Here is a 21,389-nt window from a genome sequence, read left to right as displayed (position 1 = left end):
TTGCAATCGCCGCAACGCCCGTGGGTCAGTCGAGGCTCACGTCGGCACCGGCCTCGTCGAGCACGTCGAAAAATCCCGGAAAGGAGACGTCGACGTGTTCCGCGCCGACGATGGTGGTCGTCCCCTCGGCGATCAGTCCGGCGACCGCGAGCGCCATCACGATGCGGTGGTCACCCCAACCGTCGATGCGTGCGCCCCGGAGACTCGACCGGTCGCCGTGTATCGTGAGTGAATCCTCCCGTTCGGTGACGCTCGCGCCCATCGCTTCGAGTTCGTCGGCCATCGCGCTCACGCGGTCGGTCTCCTTGTAGCGCACGTGCTCGGCGTTCACGAGCCGCGTCTCGCCGGTGGCCGCGGCCCCGAGAACGGCGAGCGTCGGCAGGAGGTCGGGCGTGTCGCCGACGTCGATCTCGATACCTTGCAAACCCGTGCGCGCGATCGAGATCGTACCGTCCTCACGGTTCCACGCGATGTCCGCGCCCATCCGTTCGAGGATTCCGACGATGGCACTGTCGCCCTGCGCACTCGGCCGCGCACCCTCCACGGAGAGTTCGCCGTCGGCCGCGAGCGCGCCCGCGGCGAGCAGATACGACATTGAGGAGAAATCGCCCGGCACGCGATACTGGCCGTCCGCATCGTAGGCTTGCCCACCCCCGACCGCGAAACCACTCTCCTTAACCTCGGTCTCGACGCCGAAATCGGCGAGCAACTCCCGAGTGATGTCGACGTACGGCGCGGATTTCAGTTCGGTTTCGAGGTCGATCTCGATTCCATCTTCCGAGCGCGCGCCGGCCATCAAGAGCGCGGTCACGAACTGCGAGGAGACGTCGCCGGGCATCGAAACCCGCCCCCCGTCCACCGGTCCGCCGATCACGAGCGGGGCCTGCCCGTTCGCACGCGTGCTCTCGGCGCGTCCGCCCAGACCCTCGATCGCAGCGAGCAGCGGCCCGTGCGGGCGCGAGCGCAGCGATCCGTCGCCGGTGAGCACCGTCAACCCCTCGGCGAGCGCCGCCGTCGCCGTGACGAGGCGCATCGTCGTTCCGCTGTTGGCACAGTCGACGACGTCTCCCGGTGTGTGAGGACGGCCGAATCCCTCGATCTCGACGCGCTCGCTGTCGTCCGCGAGGCCCTCGACACGCCCGCCGAACGCTGCGACAGCCCGCGCCGTCGCACGCGTGTCGGCGGAGACGAGCGGCCGCTCGATCCGCGTGGTGCCGTCACCGTAGCCCGCCGCCAGGATCGCCCGATGGGTGTAGCTCTTCGACGGCGGTGCTCGGACCGTGCCGCTCACGCGCGAAGCCCCGATGTCGGCGTTCATACCCGCCTCTCGGACGGTGGGGCTATCAGACTGCCGGACTCCCACTTTTTTACTCGTCGGGTGCGCGCGGAGCGTGCACCACTCCTCGCAAAAACCTGGACTAAAAACTCCTGCTCATTCGCGCTGCACGCTCGTTCGCAGTGAACCGCGCTCACTCCGTTCGCGCGGACGATTCTTCTTCAGTACCGCACCGCCCACATACCTCCCCAGCCGATTCGCACGGTGTTCGCGCTCAGTGCTCGCCGTTCCTCACACACGAGCGCGAGCGCGCGCCACGGCAACCGCCAGGGAAACACCAGCTATCCGGCTTCGAATGCTCGCCTCAGCTGGTGCTGTCGGGCGCATCGACGCCGATGGGGGTCGGAGTCCGGGGGTCTGCGCCCTCGCTGACGTAGATGGCGCTGTTGATGAGGCCGAGATGGCTGAACGCCTGCGGGAAATTGCCTCGCTGCTCGCCGGTCTCCTCGTCGATCTGCTCGGCGAACAGACCGAGCGAAGTCGCGTGTTCGAGCACGTCCTCGTAGAGGTTACGGGCCTCCTCGCGGCGACCGGCAAGCGCGAGCGCATCCACCAACCAGAACGAGCAGAGGACGAACGGGTTCTCCTCGCCGTCGAGTCCGTCGTCGGTGTCGTAGCGATAGACAAGCCCGTCCTCGGTTGCGAGGTGATCTTGGACCGCCTCGATGGTGCCCACGATGCGGTCGTCGTCCGGTTCGAGGAAGCCGACGACAGGGAGGCGAAGCAGCGAGGCGTCGACGTTGTCGGTCTCGAACGAACGCGTGAAGCTGTTCATCTCCTCGTCGAAGCCCTCGTCGAGTACGCGCTCCTCGATGTCGCCGCGGACGGATTCCCACTCGTCGGTCGGGGCCTCGTAGTCGGTCGCCGCGGCCATCGTCAGCGCCCGGTCGATGGCGGCCCAGCACATCACCTTCGAGTAGACGAACTGTTTCGGGTCGGCCCGGTCCTCCCAGATGCCGTAGCCCGGTTCGTCCCAGACCTCGCAAACGTGGTCGATGACGTCCCTGAGTACGTCCCAGTTCTCCTCGGTCAGGGTCTCGCCGTACTGGGTGGTCTCGTGAATCGCCAAGACGAGTTCGCCGTAGACGTCGAGCTGGCGCTGGTCGCCAGCCGCGTTGCCGATGCGCACCGGCGAGGAGTGGCGATAGCCGGCGAGGTGGTCGAGTTCCTCCTCGTCGGGGAGATCCTCGCCGTCGACCCCGTAGAAGGGCTGTTCGACGCGGCCCGACTCGCCATCGACGATGCGGTCGAGACACTCCTCGAAGAAGTCCTCGACCTCCGCGGCGTGGCCGAGTTCGTGGAGCGCCTGCACGGTGAACGCCGCATCCCGAATCCAGTTGAACCGATAGTCCCAGTTGCGCTCGCCACCGATTTCCTCGGGCAGCGAGGTCGTCGGCGCGGCGGCGATGGCGCTGGTCTCGCGGCGCATCAACATCTTGAGTACGAGTTCCGCGCGAATCACGAGGTCGTGCCACGGCCCGTAGAACAGACAGCGCTCCGAATCCGTACAGTGATGGACCCAACCCTTCCAGAACTCGACGGTTGCCTCTCGCATCGCCTCTGCTTCCCTGCGGTCAAGGCGCTCGCGCTCGCCGTACTGACAGATGATCCAGACAACGTCGCCCTCGTCGAGATCGGCCGTTCCGGTCGCCGTCCCGTCCTCGATGTCGAATGTGGCCTCACTCTGACAGAACAGCTCCTCGCCGTTGCCGTGTGCGAGAACGCCGCCATCGACCGTCTCGACGGTCGTCTCGGCGCGTGCGTAGTCGAAGCGTGGCGCGAAGGTCGTCTCGATCTCCACGGACCCCGATTCGCACTCGACGCGCCGATAGAGGGTATTCTCGGCGATGTCGAGGGTCTGTTGCTCGCCGACGACCGGCATGAAGTCGGTGACAGTCGCCGTGCCCGATTCGGTCGTGAAAGCCGTTTCGAGCACGTTCGTCCGCTCAATGTACTCCTGATCACTCTCGAACTCGCCGGTGGGCTGAATCGTGAACTGCCCGCCCACGTCCGGGTCGAGGATGCCGGCGAAGACGCTCGACGACTCGACGTGGGGGAGACACCACCAGTCGACCGTCCCGTCGCGTCCGACGAGCGCACAGGTTTCGAGGTTGCCGACGACGCCGTAGTCGCCGATAGGGAGGAAATCCATACGGAGGGCTGCGGTGGCGGCCTCATAACGCTCCCGACCGCGAGACGCCATCGTTTTGGTCGCCACCGTCGAAATTTCGCCATGGATCCGGACCTCGCCGCGCTCGACGCGGAACTCGCCGAGTACGATGCCGACGGCTATCTACTCGATGCCGATTCCGACGACCCCGACCAGCGCTACCTTTCCGGGTTCGTCGCACCCGACCCCTTCGTCACGCTCTACGACGGCGACACCCACCTTCTGGTGTCGGCGCTCGAATACGGCCGCGCGAAGACCGAGAGCCGCGCCGCGACCGTCTCTCGGCACGCCGACTACGCTGACGACGCCGGCGGGCGCGAGGCAGGTACCGAGATGCTCGGACGCTTTCTCGACGACCACGACGTCGACTCGCTGCTCGTCCCGGAGCGGTTCCCGGTCGGGACCGCCGACGGACTCCGCGAGCAGGATGTCGACGTGACCGCCGAGGAAGACGGCGTCCTCGTCGACATCCGTGCGGTCAAGACCGACGAGGAAATCGAGAAGATGCGGGAAGCCCAACGGGTCAACGAGCGCGCGATGGTCGCCGCCGAGAACGCCATCCACGGGGCCGACATCGAGGACGGCCGGCTCGTCACCGACGGCGAGCCGTTCACGTCCGAGCGCGTCAAGACCGCCGTCGAGACGACGCTGCTCCAGCACGGCTACACCTCCGGCGAGACCATCGTCGCCGGCGGTGCCGACGCCGCCGACCCGCACAACGACGGCAGCGGTCCCCTCCCCGCCGACGAACCTATCATCGTCGACATCTTTCCGCAGAGCACTAGTACAGGGTATCACGCCGACATGACGCGGACGTTCGTCAAGGGTGAGCCGAGCGAGAGAGTGGAGCAGTGGTACGACCTCTCGGAGGAGGCGCTGGAGGCGGCGCTCGACGTGGTGGAGCCGGGCGCGACGGGCGAGGCGGTCCACGACGCGGTCTGTGACGTCTACGAGGATGCCGGCGAGCCGACACTCAAGGACGACCCCGAGACCGAGACGGGTTTCATCCACGGAACCGGTCACGGCGTCGGGCTCGCGGTCCACGAGATGCCGAGCCTGAGTTTCGAGGGTGGCGAACTCGAAGCGGGCAACGTCATCACCATCGAACCCGGTCTCTACCATCCGGACGTCGGCGGCGTGCGCGTCGAGGACTTCGTGCTCGTCACGGAGGATGGCTACGAGAACCTCACCGACTACCCGAAACGCCTCCGCGTCGAGTAGTCGGGACCACTCGAAGGGGCTTTTGCCCGCCGCCGAAACACACACTCAATGACTCTTCTCGTCGTCGGCGCTGGCACGATGGGCGAGTGGTTCGCCCGCGCGCTCGCCGGAACGACCGAAATCGCCGTCACCGACACCGACCCCGAGCAAGCCGCGGCGGTCGCCGAACGGCTCGACGCGAAATCGACGGCGCTCGATACCGACGAGCGGTTCGATACCGTCTGTTTCGCCGTGCCGATGTCCGCCGCCGAAGACGCCATCGCCGAGCACGCGCCGCGGGCCGAGCGCGCCGTGGTCGACGTCACCGGGAGCATGGCCGAACCGCTCGCTGCAATGGGAACCCACGCCCCCGACCGCGAGCGACTGAGCCTCCACCCGCTCTTCGCGCCCGAAAACGCCCCCGGCCGCATCGCGGTGGTCGCCGACGCCGCCGGCCCGGCGACCGACGAAATCCGAGCGGCGCTCGCCGCCGAAAACACGCTCTTCGAGACCAGCGCCGCAGAGCACGATCGGGCGATGGAGACGGTCCAGGCCGGCGCGCACGCGGCCGTGCTCGCCTACGCGCTCGCCGCCGAAGACGTCCGTGAGGAGTTTCACACCCCGATTTCCGGCCCGCTCGACGAACTCGCTGGGCAGGTCCTCTCGGGGTCGCCGGCAGTCTACGGCGAGATTCAAGAGCGCTTCGACGGTGCGGGGGCGGTCGCCGAGGCCGCCGCACGCATCGCCGATGCCGACGGGGCAGGAATCGAGGAGCTGTACCGTGAGGCGCGCGAGAAGCGATGAACGACGACCAGCGCGCGGCGGTCCGCGCGAACGCGAACTACCTCCGAGAGGTGCGACCCATCGATCCCGAGGAGATCCACGAGTACGTTTCCGGTCGTCCTCATCCCGCCGTCGTCCGCGAGGTGCTCCGCGAGTCGGCCCCCGAGCTCGCGCTCGTCGAACGCGACGACGGCACCTTCGTGCCCGCCTCCGGGGAGCCAATCACAACCGATTTCGCTGGCGTCGCAGTACTGCCCGAACCGCACGCCAGAGCGCTCGAAGACCTGCTCGTCGACGAGTACGGGGCCGGCTGGCCGACGGGCGAGTCGGGCGAGCGCCTCCGCGAGCGGATTCGAGAAGTCAAGGAATCGTATTTCGCCGGCGAGTCGGTACACTACGACCGCGAGACGGCGCTCGCCTACGCCATCTACCACCTTCCCGATTACTACGCGACCATCCAGTATGTTCTCGCCGACCTCGCGCGTGACGGCCTGCTCGACCATCACCTCCGGGTGCTCGACGTGGGCGCTGGCGTCGGCGGACCGGCGCTCGGTCTCGCCGACTTCCTCCCCGACGAGGCGCTCTGTGAGTATCATGCGGTCGAACCGAGCGACGCCGCGGACGTGCTTGAAGCGCTGCTCGATACTACTGGAAAGAATTTCCATCCGACCGTTCATCGCACGAGCGCCGAGGCGTTCGGTTTCGACGGCGAATACGACCTCGTGATGCTGGCGAACGTGCTGAGCGAACTCGACGACCCGGTCGGGGTCACGGAGCGCTATCTCGATGTGCTTGCGCCCGACGGCTCGCTCGTCGCCGTCGCGCCAGCCGACCGCGAGACGTCGATCGGTCTTCGGAAGATCGAGCGCGCGCTCTGTGACGATGGCCCGGCGACGGCGTACGCACCGACCGTCCGCCTCTGGCCCGGCCACGTCCCGACCGACAGGGGCTGGTCGTTCGACGTGCAGGGCGACCTCGACGTGCCGCCCTTCCAGCGCCGCCTCGCCGCGGCCGCCGATGAGGGGAGTGCATTCGTCAACGTCGACGTCCAGTATTCGTACTCGGTTCTTCGCACGGACGGAAAACGGCGCATCGAGTTCACACCCGACCCGAACCGGGTGGCGAAGATGGCCGAGAGCGAGCGCCACGTCTCCAGTCGCGTCGACTGCATCGCCGCGAAACTCAGTCACTCGCTGTCGGATGGTAATCCCCTCTTCAAGATCAGCGACGGCAGCGAGGCGGTCGACCACTACGCGGTGCTCACCCGCGAGACGGCGCTCAATCGGGCGCTTTCGGACGCCGACTACGGCGCACTCCTCGAATTCGAGAACGTGCTCGTGCTCTGGAACGACGACGAGGGATCGTACAATCTCGTCGTCGACGACGAGACGGTCGTCGACCGAATTCCCGTCTGAGGCTTTCGCCCGACTCGCCCGCCGATGGCCCTTAGCGGTGTGCTTTTGCGAGCGCCCACCGCACACGTGGTATGCACATCCTGCTGACGAACGACGACGGCATCGAGAGCACGGGAATCGGGGTGCTCGCCGATGCGCTCGCCGACCACGAGGTCACGGTCGTCGCACCCGCCGAGGACCAGAGCGCCGTCGGGCGCACGCTCTCCAGCCGCGTCGTCGTCGAGGAGCACGACCGCGGCCACGCCGTCCGGGGCACGCCCGCCGACTGCGTGGTTGCAGGTCTCGGCTCGCTCTGTGAGGACGTCGACCTCGTGGTCTCTGGCTGCAATCAGGGCGCGAACCTCGGCGAATACGTTCTCGGGCGCTCGGGCACCATCAGCGCCGCCGTCGAGGCGACCTTCTTCGACGTGCCGGCGATCGCCGTCTCGCTCTACATCCCGGGTGGCGACGTCGACTTCCGGGAGTACGCCGCCCGCGAAGGCGAGTACGACGAGGCCGTCCGCGCGACGACCCACCTCGTCGGGAACGCGCTCGGCGACGGCATCTTCGAGCAAGCGGATTACCTGAACGTCAACGCACCGGTTCCGGAGGTCAACGGGGACGAACGCGCCGGTATGGAGATCACCCATCCCTCCAAAGTCTACGAGATGACCGCCGTGGCTGGCGAGGAGGGACTCACGCTCAGAGACCGCATCTGGGGGCGCATGGCCGACGGCGAGATCCCCGATCCAGAGGGAAGCGACCGCCGGGCAGTCTTCGAGGGTCGCGTCAGCGTCTCGCCGCTGACCGCCCCGCACACGACCGAACGCCACGACGCGCTCGACGTGCTCGCCGAATCGTACGGCGAGCAGCCGTCGCGTCGGTGATCGCTCAGTCGAGCAGCCCGTAGTGACCGGGTTCGTCGTCGCTTGCGGGGTCGCCGAAACAGAGCGCATCGGAGTTCTTCACCAGCCACGGAATCGCCCAGTCGAGCAAAATGGACTCGGTCTCGACGTCGAGTTCGGTGTCGGGGTCGAGTCCCTGGAGGAGGCGGGCGATCTCGTACACCGTGTACATCGTGTCGGGGTCGAGCACCTCGTCCGGCTGGCGGAACTGGAAGGGGCGCAGGCGATCGAAGGAGGATTTCGGACGCGGCATGGGGTCGATAGGTCGAAGCGGCCTAAATCCCCGACGGTCTCTCGACCGGCTCATTCCGAAAACAGATCGTCGATGGCGTAGTCGAGGTCCTGTTTCGACGGGCGACCACGAAAGAGGGCGACGACCACCCACAGCGCACCGCCGAGCGCGCTCGCAACCGCCGCCAACGGGAACGAGATCGTGACGTAGGTGGCCGCGTAGACGAACCAGACGAACGCCGTCGGCACGCTTGTCTCGCGCGGCACGGTCGATCCTCTGTCGAAGAGCACGGGCAGCGTGAAGACGATTTGGACCGCCGTCGCTGCGAGAAATACCAGCTCTGCAGACACCATATCGATACTGTGTCGTCCGGAATATTATTTTTCGCGGTTTGGAGTGGCGGCGGGCGAGCGGTGCGGTTTTTCACTACGTTTTTGCTCGGCTGAGCGAGTCGAAGACGAGCGAAGCCGCACAAAAAGTAGGATGGACTCGTCGGGATTCGAACCCGAGGCCTTCTCCTTGCGAAGGAGACGATCTGCCACTGATCTACGAGCCCACATTGACTCTACCCGGGCGGCCCGCTTGTATGTTGTGTTTGTCCGCGCCGCCGTCCGGTCGCTAAGACGCCGAGACGACCGGCGAGCAATCCCAGCAAGAACCCGGTGAAGTGTGCCACGAGCGCCACGCCCGGCGCACCAGTCAACGCCGTGACCGCGACCGCGAGCACGGCGAATATCGCCAACTGGGCGCGCCGGCTCAGTCGAAGCCCGTCGAGCATCGAACTCGACACCGGGTTGGCGGCGACGAGATAGCCCAGAAAGGCGAAGATCGCACCGCTCGCGCCGAGCACCCGGCTTCCCGGCACCAGCGTGACCTGAGCAAGCCCGGCGAGCACACCGGTCGCAACGAAGAAGGCGTGATAGCGAACGTTCGAGGTAAACGATTCGACGATCAACCCCACGAGGACGAGCATCGTAGCGTTCCCCAAAAGGTGGGCGAGGCTACCGTGCGCGTAAACGCTCGTCACGAGCGCCCACGGCCGGAGCGGCACGCTTGGCCCGAGCACGAAGAAAAACCCCATCGCGCCGACCAGTCCGACCACCTGCTGGGCGAGAAAGACGACCGCCATCACCGCAAGCGTCTGGACGGTCGGGCTACCGGCGAGACGACCCATACACCGACTCGTCGCTCACGATTGAAAGCGTTAGGGGTGAAAATCGAGCCGCTCAGTCTTCGAGGACGATCTCGATACTGACGTCGTTTGGCACCTGGATGCGCATGAGCTGGCGGAGCGCGCGCTCGTCGGCGTCGAGGTCGATGAGCCGCTTGTGGACGCGCATCTCCCAGTGCTCCCACGTCGCGGTCCCCTCGCCGTCGGGCGATTTTCGGGACGGAACTTCGAGTTCCTTCGTCGGCAGCGGGATCGGCCCGCTGAGATTGACACCGGTCTTGGTGGCGATCTCGCGGACATCGTCGCAGATGTCGTCCAAGTCCTCGGGGCTGGTGCCGGCGAGGCGGACGCGCGCTTGCTGCATTATGCTTCGTCGACCGAGAGCACTTTGCCGGCAGCGATGGTCTGACCCATGTCGCGGATGGCGAAGCTCCCGAGTTCGGGGATCTCGCTCGACGGCTCGATGCTGAGCGGTTTCTGCGGGCGCACGGTGACGACGGCAGCGTCACCCGACTGGATGAAGTCGGGGTTCTCCTCGTCGACCTCGCCGCTGGCCGGGTCGATCTTCGAGTCGATCGACTCGATCGTGCAGGCGACCTGCGTCGTGTGGGCGTGGAACACCGGTGTGTAACCCGACGTGATGACGCTCGGGTGCTGCATCACGACGACCTGTGCCTGGAAGGTCTCGGCGACCGTCGGCGGGTCGTCGGCCGGTCCACAGACGTCACCGCGGCGGATGTCGTCCTTGCCGATGCCGCGGACGTTGAAGCCGACGTTGTCGCCCGGTTCGGCCTGGGGAACCTCCTCGTGGTGCATCTCGACGGTCTTGACCTCGCCGCCCACGTCGCTGGGCTGGAAGGAGACGTTGTCGCCGGTCGCGAGAACGCCGGTTTCGACACGGCCGACCGGCACAGTACCGATGCCCGAGATGGTGTAGACGTCCTGAATCGGCAGTCGCAGAGGGGCGTCCGTCGGCGGTTGCGGCTCGGGGAGGTCGTTGAGTGCCTCCAGTACCGTTTCCTCGTCGTACCAGTCGGTGTTCTCGCTTTCCTCGGCGATGTTGTCGCCCTCGAACGCCGAGACGGGGATGAAGCTCGCGTCGTCAGTGTCGAAGTTGACCTGCCCGAGCAGACCCTTGACCTCCTCGACGGCCTCCTCGTAGCGGCTCTCCTGGTAGTCGACCAGGTCCATCTTGTTGACCGCGACGATGAGTTCGTTGATCCCGAGGGTTCGAGCGAGGAAGACGTGCTCCTGTGTCTGGGGCTGGACGCCGTCGTCGGCGGCGACGACGAGCACGGCGTTGTCGGCCTGGCTCGCGCCCGTGATCATGTTCTTCACGAAGTCGCGGTGACCAGGGGTGTCGACGATGGTGAAGTAGTATTCGTCCGTGTCGAACTCTTGGTGGGCGATGTCGATGGTGACACCGCGCTCTCGCTCCTCGGCGAGGTTGTCCATCACGTAGGCGAACTCGAAGCCACCCTTGCCCTGTTCTTCGGCTTCCTCTTTGTGCTGTTCGATGACGTGCTCGGGAACGTTCCCCGTCTCGTAGAGGAGTCGTCCGACGAGCGTGCTCTTTCCGTGGTCGACGTGGCCGATGACGGCCAAGTTCTGGTGTGGTTTGTCTGCCATTGGTGTCTCACGCGCAGTGGCGCTATGTCGGATGGTTACTGTGGTTTCGGTTAAAACGATTACGATACTGCACGCAGCGAATCGGGCGAACACGGCCGATTCGACCCGAATGCCGACGGTTTCGGCCTCGGCTCAGGAGAGTCGACCGACGTCCGCGAGCACCGCCGACGCCGTCGCCCGCCCACCCGCACCGCGCCCGCTGAGGTTCAACTGCCCGGCGTGGCGCGTCTCCAACTGGACGATGTTCTGGGTGCCCGTCACCGCGAGCGTGCCGTGCTCGGGGACGAGTCGCGGGCCGACGCGCACAGTCGGAGGGTCACCGTCGGTGACTTCGCCGACGAGGCGCACCGTGCGACCGTCCTCACTCGCCAAGTCGAGCGCGCTCGGCGTGAGTCGGGTGATCCCCTCGACCTGCGCGTCGGCGAGAGTCACGTCGCCGTCGCCGAGCACGTTCGCGAGGATGACGCACTTGAGCGCGGCGTCGGTGCCCTCGACGTCGAAGGCCGGGTCGGCTTCGGCGACTCCCAAATCCTGCGCCTCAGCGAGCACGTGCTCGTAATCGAGGCCCTCGGCGCTCATCCGCGAGAGGATGAAGTTCGCCGTCCCGTTCAGAACGCCACGGACCGCCGTCACGTCCTCGGCACCGAGGTCGGCGACCGTCGAGAGCACCGGAATCGCCCCGCCGACGGTCGCCTCGAACAGCACAGTACCAGCACTATCGCGCTCTGCGGCACGAAGGTCGCCGTAGCGCTCGGCGACCGGGCCCTTGTTCGCCAGCACGACGTGGGCGTCGCGGGCGAGCGCGCGTTTCACGTGACTGAAACCGGGTTCGGCGTCGCCGAGCGTCGTCGGCGTGGCCTCGACGAGCACGTCGTAGTCGCTGGCGAGTACCTCGTCTGGGTCGCCCGAGCCGACGGTTCCATCCTCTGATTTCCGGTCGAGAGCAGCCTCGACGTCGATGTCATCCGCAGCCACGACCGCGCTCGTCGAGTCGGCGAGCGCGGTCACGCGATGGCCGTAGCTTCCGGCGAGTTCACAGACCGCGCGCCCGACCGCACCGCAACCGACGACGGCGAGGTTCATCGGTCACCTCCCGCCAGCGGTTCGACGAGGTGGAGGTCCTTCTCGTCGGCAACCGTCCGAACGGTGTCGAGCGCGCGCTCGCGCTGGCCGGTCTCGGTCGCCAGTCGGAGTCGCGCGCTCGACGGCTCGTCGGTCCCATCGGGTGCCGAGAGCGCGACGTCGGCCACGGAGGCACTCGCACACTCGACGCGCGAGAGGGTATCCGAGAGGTCGGTCTCGACGAGATCGCCGACGAGGATGACCGTGAGTTCCTCGCCGTAGCGCTCCGCGCCGGCCCGGATGACGTTCACGCCCGCCTCGCGCAGGGCCGCGACGATGGTTTCGAAGCGCTCGGGCGTCGCCTCCAGATCGACCTCGACGGGGATGTGGCCTCTGGGAGTGAGCGAGCCGCGCTCGTGGAAGATCGAGAGGAGGTTGCCGCCGTTGTCGGCGATCGGGTCGAGCGCGCGGAGCAACTCGCCGGGTTCGTCGACGAGTTCGAGTCGAACAGTATAGGTCGAGAGCGACGCCGATGGGTCGCTCATCGACCCACCTCCGTTCGCCCCTCTGCTCGATACATGCCCAAGGGTCACACAGCGGCGGTGATAAACACCCACATTTCGCTCGCGTCCGAACCGTTTAGGCCCGTGCCGGCGCTACCGACCGCATGTCCGTCGCCCACCAGATCGTGGACGTCCTCGTTTCCGGGCTGATAGCCGGTCTCTCGGCGTTCGTCCTCAGCGCCGCCGTGCCGCGGTTCGCCGTCACCATCGGCGTGATCCTCGCCAGCATGTACTACTTCTCGCGCAACCCGTGGGGGTCACAGGACGGCGACGACATCAACCACCAGATAGACGATCTCTACGACCGCTATCTGCCGTTTTGAGTCGCCACCGCGGCTGCGGTGCGGCCGCGGTAGCGGCGGTGGTGAGTGGTTTGCGGAACCTGGCGGATGAAGGGCGAACGACCATCGGGAGTGAGGGCTTCTGCGGTGCTGTGCGGGTTGTGGTAGGAATTGTCCGCGCGAGCGAAGTGAGCGCGGTTCACCGCTCGCGTGGTTTGCGAGCGGAAGTTTTTAGTCCAGGTTTTTGCGAGGAGTGGTGCGCGAGCAAAGCGAGCGCACCCGACGAGTAAAAAAGTGGAGGTTTTAGAAGTAATCGACGCTCGCGGGCAGTTCGAGCTTCATGCCCTTGCGCTCGCGGATCTCCATGATCGTGTCGGGCTGGAGGTTGTCGGCCATCACCTGGAAGCCGGCGTTCTCGGTGTTCCACGAGGCACGGCCCTCGGTGGCCGAGCGGATGTCGGAAGCAAAGCCGATCATCTCGTCGACCGGCGCGACGCCCTCGACGACCATCAGATCGCCCTCTTGATACATGTCGTCGACGCGGCCACGGCGGCCCTGGATCTCGCCGGAAGCGGGACCCATGTGTTCGGAGGGAACGTCGATACGCACGTTCTGGATCGGTTCGAGCATCGAGATACGGCCGTCGATGAGCGCGCCGTGGACGGCCTGTCGGACCGCCGGGATGACCTGCGCCGGACCGCGGTGGATGGCGTCCTCGTGCAGGCGGGCGTCTTCGAGACGGATGATGGTCCCCTGAACGGGTTCGGCGGCGAGGGGACCGTCGTCGAGCGCCTCTTCCCAGCCCTCGACGACGAGTTCCATCGTCTCGTTGAGGTGCTGGATGCCCTTCGTGTCGTCGATGAGGATGTTGGTGCCGTGGATAGTCTCGACGTTCTGGGAGGTGTCCTTGTCCATGCCGGCTTCCTGAAGCGCCTCGCGGCGTTCGGTTTCGGGCATGTCCATCGACGCTTCGCCGCGTTTGAGCGTCTCGACGACGTCCTCCGGGAGCGGTTCAACGGTCAGGTAAAAGCGGTTGTGACGGTTCGGCGACTGGCCTTCGACCGTCTCGGAGGGTTCCTGGACGGCCTCGCGGAAGACGACGATCGGTTCACCAGTCGTCACGGGGATGCCCTGATTGCGCTCGATGCGCTGGGTGATGACTTCGAGGTGGAGTTCGCCCTGTCCCGAGATCAGGTGCTCGCCGGTGTCCTCGTTGATCTCCACTCGAATCGTGGGGTCTTCTTTCGAGACCTGCTGGAGGGTCTTGATGAGCTTCGGCAGGTCGTCCATGTTCTGTGCCTCGACGGATTTCGTGATGACCGGTTCGGAGATGTGCTCGATGGACTCGAACGGCGTCATCTCGACCGACGACACTGTGGAACCGGCGATCGCGTCCCGAAGCCCGGTGACGGCGGCGATGTTCCCCGCGGGAACGCGCTCGACCTCCTCGCGCTCGCCACCCATGAAGATACCCACCGACTGGATGCGGTTTTGCCCCGCAGTCCCCGAGACGTAGAGGTCCTGTCCGCGTTCGAGAGTCCCGGAAAACAGGCGTCCGGTGGCGATCTCGCCGGCGTGGGGATCGATACCGATGTCGGTCACCATGAAGACGACATCACCCTCGTCGTCGACGAGGCGCATCCCCTCGGCGAGTTCGGTGGTGTCGTCGCCACGCCAGACGGTGGGCACCCGCTCGGGCTGGGCCTTGACGGGGTTCGGGAAGTGTTCGGCGACCATGTCGAGGACGACGTTCGAGAGCGGCGAGTGCTCGCGGAGTTCGTCGATGTTGTCGTTCCGGTTGTACTCGATGATGTCGGCGAAGTCGATGCCCGTCTCCTGCATCTGGGGCAGGCTGGTCGCCCAGTTGTAGAGCGCCGACCCGAAGGCCACAGTGCCGTCCTGTACGGAGACCTTCCAACCCTCGTTTTCGTACTTGTCCTCGGCCATCCCGCGGATGAGTTCGTTGACGTCGCCGATCACGGTTTGCAGGCGCTCCTGCATCTCCTCGGGCCCCTCTTGGAGTTCGTTGATCAGGCGATCGACCTTGTTGATGAACAGCGCAGGTTTGACACCTTCTCGCAGCGCCTGCCGTACCACGGTCTCGGTCTGGGGCATCGTCCCCTCGACCGCATCGACGACCACCAGCGCGCCGTCGACCGCCCGCATCGCCCGCGTGACGTCGCCACCGAAGTCCACGTGACCCGGCGTGTCGATGAGGTTGATGAGGTGGTTGGTGTCCTGATACTCGTGGGTCATCGAGACGTTCGCCGCGTCGATGGTGATACCGCGTTCCTGCTCGTCCTCTTCGGTGTCCATCGCCAACTGCTCGCCGGCGAGGTCCGAGGAGATCATGCCCGCGCCCGCGAGCAGGTTGTCGGTGAGGGTGGTCTTGCCGTGGTCGATATGTGCGGCGATGGCGATGTTCCGGATGTTCTCCGGATTGTCCATCAGCCGCTCGCATTCCTGAACGATCTTCTTACGTCGGCCCATTATGGCAATTCGTACCGGAAGGAGGGTCAAAAGGGTGCTGTTTCGCCGGAGCGGACAGCAGCGACACGGACCAGTCGTCGACCGGAGTCGTGCCGGCACAAGAATCATACCCTCCCGCCCCTGTTAAACGAACACATGGATGTTCGCGTGCATTCGCCCGGCCCGACCGAACCGTTCCTCGGGGCACGGGACCTCTTCGAGACCGAACACGACCTCGCGCTCCCGGTTCACGTCCACGTCCGCACGGATCCCGACTCGCGGACGTGGAGCGCCCACTACGACGACCGCCACGTGCTGAACATCTCCCGACAGGCCGCGACCAGCGCGATGGCGCGTTCGCTCGCGCTGCACGAGTATTCACACATGCGCCGGTACGAGCAATCCCATCCCTCACACATCCAGTCGACCGAGGAGGCGCTCTCGCTCGCGCTCGCGGGTCACTCGGTCGAGCGCCGGCAACTCGTTCACTGTCATCAGATAGCGAACCACATGAAGGACATCTACGCCGACGACATCACGCTGCGGGTCGGACCGGCGACGAGACTGATCGCCTTTCTCGAATCGAGCCTCGCCGGCGCGCTCGCCGACAGGCCGGTGGACCCACCGCGCTGGACGCGGCTGACGCCCGCGTCGGACCCCGAAATCACGGCCGTCAACGCGGCCTTCGCGCTCGCCCTTCTCGAACGCCACGACTGCATCGGGAGCGACCACCGCCTCTACGACCTCGCCCACGCCGCCGCCGACGACGCTCCGGGAACCGACCTCGCGGCGTTCAAACACCGCTTTCGGGAACTCGTCGCCGATCCCGACGAGAGCCAGTACCGGAAAGCACTCGTCGACGCGACCCGCGAGTACGTCCTTCGAACCGGCTACGCCGCCGACTGACGACCGACGCGCTACGCGCCATCGGCCGTGTCGGTCCCGTCGGCCGATTCGCCGGCCGGGAACTCCTCGGCCGAGGCGGTCGGTCGTTCGGTAGGAGTGGGTTCGGCATTCGAACTCGCCGTTCGCTCTGACCGCGTCGTCCCCGAAGTCGTCGCCTGGCCGGATTCTGGAGCGGCCGCCGACTCGGTGACAGTCATCACGATCTTCGTCACCGGCGGTTCGGTCGGCGTCGCCGGCGTCGAAACGCCGGCCGAATCGCCGTCGCTCGGCGCACGCCCGTCGGTCGCTCCGCCGGTATCGAGCGCGTCCAGTACGAGCGGATAAGCCACCGTCCCGACGGCGACCAGTACGACGACCACCACGACCGCCGCGACCATTGCAGTGGTTCCCTCGAAGACTGACCGGCCGGCAGCGGCGGAATCGGAGTCGTCCGTCCCGAAACGCCGCTCGGAACCACGTTCGAGGCTATCCACCGAGCCGAACAGCGATCCGTCATCGTCGTCGCCGAAAACGAAGCCGTCGTCATCGTCGCTCATCGCTCCACCCGACGGACAGGCGACCGAGGACGGGACGTACCCGGCGCTGGCATCGGTCGTGCTCTGGGGCGTGAGGATTTATACTGTCGGACGAACGACCGAACACCGTTGCACGAGCTGATTCGATTCCTATCCCGGCTTTTCGAACCGCGGCAGATGTGATTTCGCTGTCGAACGGTACTAGCCATCCGTTCCGGGTTGCCACGCATAGCAGAGGTTGCCGCCGAGAATCGAGCACACCACGCCGAGGACGGCCCCGAACGGCGTGCCGACCAGCGAGACGACAACCGAGACGACGCCGGCGACGCCGAGCACTCCCGAAAGCGTGGGCCGGGAGAGCGCGAAGACGCCACAGAGAAAGGTCGACACGGCCGCGACGAGCGCGAGCGCCGACGGGTTGGCCCGTGCGAACGTGATGCCCGCGGAGAATATCAGCACGAGTGCGACGATGACGCCGCCGAGCGCCAGCAACGCACCGCCAAGAAACGGTCGCGATGCCCGCCACTCGCCGAACCGTGCCCGATGGACCGACAGCCCCAGTCGTTCGGTGCTCATTCTCGACCCGAAACGGCGCTCACCACGGTTCCGAGGAGCGACGAACCGTTCGTGGTGGTCTGCGGAGCGGTCGTGGTCGTCGGTTCGGAAGTCGTCGTGGTCTCGGCCCCCGACGCTTCGGCGGTAGCGGTTTCCGTGGTCGTGCTCGGCGATTCGGTCGCCGTCGGCGACGGGGTTGCAGCCGTCGTGGTCGCCGACGCGGTTTCGTCGGACGACGCCTCGGCCGCCGTTTCGGCCGATGCCGTGGTCGTCTGCTCGCCCGTCGACGTCGTCTCGGTGGCGTCGGCGGTCGGCGTGTCCGTCTCGTTCGTATCGGCCCCGTCGGCCGATTCGTTCGTGGTGTTGGCGGAGGCGTTCGTCGCGTCGGTCGAGGCGTTCGTCGGACCGGTGGCGTTCGTCGCGTTGGTGGACGCGGTCGTCGCGTTGGCCGTGGTGTTCGTCGCGTTGGCCGTGGTGTTCGATTCGGTTATCGTGAGCGTGCCGGTGGCGTCGTTCTCGCCGGCCGTGATGGCGTGTTCGTACTCGCCCGCGCTCAGGTCCTCCGTACCGAGGTCCTCGAACGAGACGGTCGTCTCGTTGTCGGGATCGAGCGTGACGTTCTGCCGGGCCAGCGTCTCGCCGGCGCGGCGGTACGTGACGGTCGTCTCGTCCTCGATGTAGCCCGCGTTCGTCACGGTCGCGTTCACGTCGTAGGTCTCGTTGCGTTCGACCGTGGCGGGGGCCGCGAACTCGCCGACCGTGACGTTGTTTGTCGTCACGTTCGGGCTGACGACACCCTCGTCGGTCAGCAGCGCGAGCGCGTTTGCGGTGAACAGGTCGAGCACCGGTTCGACCGGGTTCTTGGTACACTCGGGCGTTCCCGAGACGCTCGTCGACTTCGTCCCGCCCTGCATCGTGAGTTCGAGGTCCTCGATGGTGATCGTCGATGCGGACAGTTGATGCGTGTTCGTCACCACCTTGCTCGAATCGATGGGCGGGCCGGGCAGCGGTCCGAGATCACCGACCGAGAACAGGAAATCCTCGCCGGGACACGTCGACCACTTCTTTCGCGCCGCCGGGATGACCACCGGGTCCTTGCCGATACCCAGCCGGCCGAAGTACGCCTCCGAGGCCGTCAGTGACAGACCATCGGGAGCCGACGCCGACGACCCCTTGATGGTGAGATGCGAGGCCCCATCCGGGCCGCCACGGAAGTTCTTGTACACCGTCATCCCCTCTATGTTCACGTCGCTCTCGAACGAGAACTGACCCGCCGGGACGCTCTCACGGTTCGAGCTGTCGGTCGTGACGTTCTCGTGGTTGAACCCGCTGCCCGAGAACTCCTCGGCGACGACGACGGTCCCGTCGATGCTCTCCTGTTCGGGAAAGTCGCGGGCCGCTGCGGCCATCAGCGGATGGGCGAACACGCTGAGGACCACCACCGAAACGAGCAAGAGAGCGACCGACGCGGTTCGTTCGCCTGCATCGCCTCCGTCGACGCTCACCGTACGCTGTGCGCGCGAGCGCGTGCCGAACAGCCCGCCCGAGTCGTCCTCTTCGGAATCGTCCTCGCTGGCGAAATCGAAGTCGCTCTCGGTTGTTTCGCGGCCGCCCGAGCCACCCTCGCCGTCGTCCTCGTCGCGCCACGCATAACAGAGGACGCCGCCAATGATGCCGAGCACGAGGCCGATTCCGAGCCCGCCCAGCGCGCCGTACAGCGAGAATATCGAGAACAGCACGCCGAAGATCCCGAAGATGTCCGCGTTGCCGGGTCGCGTGAGCGCGAAGATGCCACACAGAAAGACCAGCGCGGCGAACAACAGCCCGATGGGCGAGAGCGTCTCGCCGATCAGGATGGTGTCGGGCGCGATGTTGATGGGGATCCACGCGATAACGAGCGAGGCCAGCACCAACAGCGCGCCGCCGGCGAACGGCCGGCCGCTGCGCCAGCGATCGAATCGGGCGCGTCGCTTGCCAACCGTCCCGTCGCCCGACGACCCGGAGCGTGTCATTTCGACCATTCTGTGTGTCGTGGTGGAAAAACGTATCGACCGTCGTTAGCTCAACGTGACGTCGCCGTCGTCGGTGTAGTCGCCGTCACCGTTGGCGTCGTACTCGGTGGCGAGCGTGATGCCCGGAATCGAGATCTCGTTCACGGCCTGGTAGTGGGCCTGAATCGACGCGTTCTGCAGGACGATGCCCGGGTTCGAGGCGTTCGAGAGGTCGAGGGTCTTCGGCGGCTGGCCCGCGTCGACACCCTCGGTGCGCTGCTCGGCCGTCGAGGGAGCGACCTGCTTGAACTGGTCGCTCGGCCGATCGGCGTTCTCCTCGTCGATCAGCAGCCCGTTGAACGTCGAACTGTCGGCCGTGAGCTTGCTCTGTTTCACTAGTAGCGAGTCGGCCGTCACCGTATCCGTGCTCGTGATCACGACCCGCGCGTTGCCGCCGATGGCCGGGATGTCCTCGAAGGACTTCGTGAGTTCGAGACCGTCGATCTCGACCGCGGAGAACTCCGCGGTCGCCACCGGGATGCCCTCGCGCTCGCTCGTGTCGCTCACGCCCGGATAGAGGTACAGGTCGTCGCCCCGGAGTTCGTCGGCGTTGATGGTGAACCCACCGATGCCGCTGAGCGGTGCGGCAAAGGCCATACCGCTGCTCACGATGAGCATCGCCACGAGCGCGACGACGCCGAACGAGACCGCCGTCCCCTTCGCCAAGACTTTCTTATCGTACATTGTGTATCATTCCTGTCGTGTACCGTCGAGTGCGCTCGTCCGAACGGTGTCGACCTCGATCCGCCACCGCCATCGGTGGCTCGCCACGCACGCCGACCCCGACGAGACGTCCGCGTGGTGGTCCCTGCGTCGCGTCGACGCCCCGCGCTACGACACCGTCCATGACACCCGTACCAACTGTACCCATGCCTGTGACTGTTCCCCCCGCTATACACGGCGATTTATATAATAGTCGTCACTGCTGATTCGGAGGCCGTCGAGCGCGATGGAACGGAATAAAACGAAAACGAAGAGTCCGAACGGTCAGCGCGCGGCGGCCGCGACGCGCTCTTTTTCCTCTTTCTGGTTGATGGCGTACGTCTGGACGTCGTAGTTCGCCGCACCCGTGAGCTGGTCGGCGAGCGCCTCGTGGGCGTCCGTGGGCGACTTGAACGAGGCAGCGTGGGTGCCCTTGGCGAGGAACATCAGCGCTTGGTCGACCCGGCGCTGAGGAGCCACGTCGACGGCCTGCGGGACCGAAATCCCGCCGTACTTCAGCCGGACGGTCTCCTCGCGCGGGGCGGCGTTCTCGACGGCGGTGACGAGCACCTGCACCGGGTTCTCGTCGGTGCGCTCGGCGACGAGGTCGAAGGCGTTGCGGACGATGCGCGTGGCCTGCTGTTTCTTGCCCGTGTTCTCGTCGGTCTGCATCAGCCGGTTGATGAGCCGCTCGACGATGGAGACCTCGCTCTTCTGGAACTGCTTGCCCGCGTGGCGACCCATCGTGTGCTCGACCGGAGTGACGGTGATGTAGCGCTCGGTGGATGGGTCGGCGTACTCGATCCCGGTCACGTCCCAGCGCTCGAACAGCTTCGCACCGGTGGCTTCCTCGCCGCCGGCGGGCTGGTCGGGTTCGGGAGCTTCCGATTCGCTCATCGGACGGGTTTCTCCGCGTTCCCTCTGACCAATTCGATGAGCGACACACCGTTGACCTTCTCGACCTTGTAGTTCACCGCCGAGAGGTCGCCCATCGCACGACCCTTCGCGCCGCCGATGCCGGCGATGGTGACCTCGTCGTGCTCGTCGATGAACGAGATCGCGCCGTCACCGGGACAGAAGGCGGTGACCTGCTTGCCGTTCTTGATGAGCTGGACCCGGACGCACTTGCGGATCGCCGAGTTGGGCTGTTTGGCTTCGATGCCCACTTTTTCGAGGACGATGCCCCGGCCCTGTGGCGCGCCTTCGAGCGCGTCGGTCTTCTCCTTCAGCCCGCGGGCGCGACGGGCGTACTTCGAGTCGGACCACCGATGGTTCTGGCGGTCCTTTTTGAGTTTCCGCGCTGCGTACTTGCCGTTGGCCATATGCCCTGTTTATCCGATGGGCATACTTATGCCTCCCGTTTCGGGCTGCTCTGAGAATGGACGCCTTCCGAATCACGTCTGTCGTTCGTCACAACGGTGGTGGTGCGCGATGAATCCGGCCGCAGGCCGGAGAACGCGCGAGG

At 66.1% G+C, this 21,389-nt stretch carries 22 protein-coding genes and 1 tRNA gene; 6 read left to right on the top strand and 17 right to left on the bottom strand.

Features of this window, described 5'->3' with window-relative positions:
- Positions 1–25 precede the first annotated feature (25 nt).
- Both aroA and ACP97_RS13370 read right to left on the bottom strand, forming a co-directional pair.
- On the bottom strand, positions 26–1,318 hold the full coding sequence (gene aroA, locus ACP97_RS13375; protein WP_049998289.1) for a 3-phosphoshikimate 1-carboxyvinyltransferase: 1,293 nt from the start codon (positions 1,316–1,318) through the stop codon (positions 26–28).
- Positions 1,319–1,640: 322 nt separating this feature from the next.
- On the bottom strand, positions 1,641–3,488 hold the full coding sequence (locus tag ACP97_RS13370) for a glycoside hydrolase family 15 protein (RefSeq protein WP_049998288.1): 1,848 nt from the start codon (positions 3,486–3,488) through the stop codon (positions 1,641–1,643).
- An 81-nt stretch (positions 3,489–3,569) separates the two neighbouring features.
- On the opposite strand from ACP97_RS13370, the gene ACP97_RS13365 reads away from it, so the two are divergent.
- From ACP97_RS13365 to surE, 4 genes are all read left to right on the top strand, one after another.
- A complete protein-coding gene (locus ACP97_RS13365; protein WP_049998287.1) occupies positions 3,570–4,727 on the top strand; it encodes a M24 family metallopeptidase in 1,158 nt (385 codons plus the stop codon).
- A 48-nt stretch (positions 4,728–4,775) separates the two neighbouring features.
- Positions 4,776–5,510: a prephenate dehydrogenase/arogenate dehydrogenase family protein gene (locus ACP97_RS13360; RefSeq protein ID WP_049998286.1), complete on the top strand. Its 735-nt coding sequence runs from the start codon at positions 4,776–4,778 to the stop codon at positions 5,508–5,510.
- Positions 5,507–6,904 (top strand): small ribosomal subunit Rsm22 family protein, encoded by a 1,398-nt coding sequence (locus tag ACP97_RS13355; protein WP_049998285.1) that lies wholly within the window; start codon positions 5,507–5,509, stop codon positions 6,902–6,904. The genes ACP97_RS13360 and ACP97_RS13355 overlap by 4 nt, the downstream gene beginning before the upstream one ends.
- Before the next feature lie 71 nt (positions 6,905–6,975).
- Complete coding sequence (surE, locus tag ACP97_RS13350; protein WP_049998284.1) at positions 6,976–7,770, top strand: 5'/3'-nucleotidase SurE; 795 nt, start codon at positions 6,976–6,978, stop codon at positions 7,768–7,770.
- 4 nt (positions 7,771–7,774) lie between these two features.
- Here surE and ACP97_RS13345 read toward each other — a convergent pair whose 3' ends face one another.
- The 8 genes from ACP97_RS13345 to ACP97_RS13310 form a co-directional block, all read right to left on the bottom strand.
- Entirely contained in the window at positions 7,775–8,041 is a 267-nt protein-coding gene (locus ACP97_RS13345; RefSeq protein ID WP_049998283.1) for a DUF5827 family protein, read from the bottom strand.
- Positions 8,042–8,091: 50 nt separating this feature from the next.
- Positions 8,092–8,373 carry a hypothetical protein gene (locus ACP97_RS13340; RefSeq protein WP_049998282.1) on the bottom strand — a complete coding sequence of 94 codons (282 nt, stop codon included), beginning with the start codon at positions 8,371–8,373 and terminating at the stop codon, positions 8,092–8,094.
- Between the two features lie 131 nt (positions 8,374–8,504).
- Positions 8,505–8,576 (bottom strand) — tRNA-Ala (locus ACP97_RS13335).
- 9 nt (positions 8,577–8,585) lie between these two features.
- Positions 8,586–9,194 carry a rhomboid family intramembrane serine protease gene (locus tag ACP97_RS13330; RefSeq protein ID WP_049998281.1) on the bottom strand — a complete coding sequence of 203 codons (609 nt, stop codon included), beginning with the start codon at positions 9,192–9,194 and terminating at the stop codon, positions 8,586–8,588.
- 52 nt (positions 9,195–9,246) lie between these two features.
- Positions 9,247–9,558, bottom strand: a complete 312-nt coding sequence (gene rpsJ, locus ACP97_RS13325) for a 30S ribosomal protein S10 (RefSeq protein ID WP_202593623.1) — start codon at positions 9,556–9,558, stop codon at positions 9,247–9,249.
- The gene (gene tuf / locus ACP97_RS13320) at positions 9,555–10,820 is read right to left on the bottom strand and encodes a translation elongation factor EF-1 subunit alpha (protein ID WP_049998279.1); all 1,266 of its coding nucleotides are present in this window, start codon (positions 10,818–10,820) and stop codon (positions 9,555–9,557) included. Before tuf ends, rpsJ begins: the two co-directional genes overlap by 4 nt.
- A gap of 132 nt (positions 10,821–10,952) precedes the next feature.
- Positions 10,953–11,903, bottom strand: coding sequence for a homoserine dehydrogenase (locus tag ACP97_RS13315; protein ID WP_049998278.1), 951 nt, complete (start codon positions 11,901–11,903; stop codon positions 10,953–10,955).
- Positions 11,900–12,427, bottom strand: coding sequence for an amino acid-binding protein (locus tag ACP97_RS13310; protein ID WP_049998277.1), 528 nt, complete (start codon positions 12,425–12,427; stop codon positions 11,900–11,902). The genes ACP97_RS13315 and ACP97_RS13310 overlap by 4 nt, the downstream gene beginning before the upstream one ends.
- Before the next feature lie 122 nt (positions 12,428–12,549).
- On the opposite strand from ACP97_RS13310, the gene ACP97_RS13305 reads away from it, so the two are divergent.
- Entirely contained in the window at positions 12,550–12,768 is a 219-nt protein-coding gene (locus ACP97_RS13305) for a hypothetical protein (protein WP_049998276.1), read from the top strand.
- 261 nt (positions 12,769–13,029) lie between these two features.
- On the opposite strand, the gene ACP97_RS13300 is transcribed toward ACP97_RS13305, so the two are convergent.
- Positions 13,030–15,216, bottom strand: a complete 2,187-nt coding sequence (locus ACP97_RS13300; protein ID WP_049998275.1) for an elongation factor EF-2 — start codon at positions 15,214–15,216, stop codon at positions 13,030–13,032.
- 135 nt (positions 15,217–15,351) lie between these two features.
- Here ACP97_RS13300 and ACP97_RS13295 point away from each other — a divergent pair, with 135 nt between their 5' ends.
- Complete coding sequence (locus ACP97_RS13295) at positions 15,352–16,101, top strand: DUF5781 family protein (protein WP_049998274.1); 750 nt, start codon at positions 15,352–15,354, stop codon at positions 16,099–16,101.
- Positions 16,102–16,112: 11 nt separating this feature from the next.
- On the opposite strand, the gene ACP97_RS13290 is transcribed toward ACP97_RS13295, so the two are convergent.
- The 6 genes from ACP97_RS13290 to ACP97_RS13265 form a co-directional block, all read right to left on the bottom strand.
- Entirely contained in the window at positions 16,113–16,637 is a 525-nt protein-coding gene (locus ACP97_RS13290; protein ID WP_049998273.1) for a hypothetical protein, read from the bottom strand.
- Positions 16,638–16,817: 180 nt separating this feature from the next.
- A complete protein-coding gene (locus tag ACP97_RS13285) occupies positions 16,818–17,192 on the bottom strand; it encodes a DUF6114 domain-containing protein (RefSeq protein WP_049998272.1) in 375 nt (124 codons plus the stop codon).
- Positions 17,189–19,183, bottom strand: coding sequence for a DUF6114 domain-containing protein (locus ACP97_RS13280; protein ID WP_049998516.1), 1,995 nt, complete (start codon positions 19,181–19,183; stop codon positions 17,189–17,191). The genes ACP97_RS13285 and ACP97_RS13280 overlap by 4 nt, the downstream gene beginning before the upstream one ends.
- A gap of 45 nt (positions 19,184–19,228) precedes the next feature.
- Positions 19,229–19,906 carry a DUF6230 family protein gene (locus ACP97_RS20190; RefSeq protein WP_049998271.1) on the bottom strand — a complete coding sequence of 226 codons (678 nt, stop codon included), beginning with the start codon at positions 19,904–19,906 and terminating at the stop codon, positions 19,229–19,231.
- Positions 19,907–20,209: 303 nt separating this feature from the next.
- Positions 20,210–20,821 carry a 30S ribosomal protein S7 gene (locus ACP97_RS13270; protein ID WP_049998270.1) on the bottom strand — a complete coding sequence of 204 codons (612 nt, stop codon included), beginning with the start codon at positions 20,819–20,821 and terminating at the stop codon, positions 20,210–20,212.
- The gene (locus ACP97_RS13265) at positions 20,818–21,246 is read right to left on the bottom strand and encodes a 30S ribosomal protein S12 (RefSeq protein ID WP_049998269.1); all 429 of its coding nucleotides are present in this window, start codon (positions 21,244–21,246) and stop codon (positions 20,818–20,820) included. The genes ACP97_RS13270 and ACP97_RS13265 overlap by 4 nt, the downstream gene beginning before the upstream one ends.
- Positions 21,247–21,389 lie beyond the last annotated feature (143 nt).

This window comes from Halococcus sediminicola, from assembly GCF_000755245.1.
Lineage (GTDB): Archaea > Halobacteriota > Halobacteria > Halobacteriales > Halococcaceae > Halococcus > Halococcus sediminicola.
Note: the sequence above shows the minus strand (reverse complement) of the source record. Positions and strands in the feature narration are given on the sequence as shown.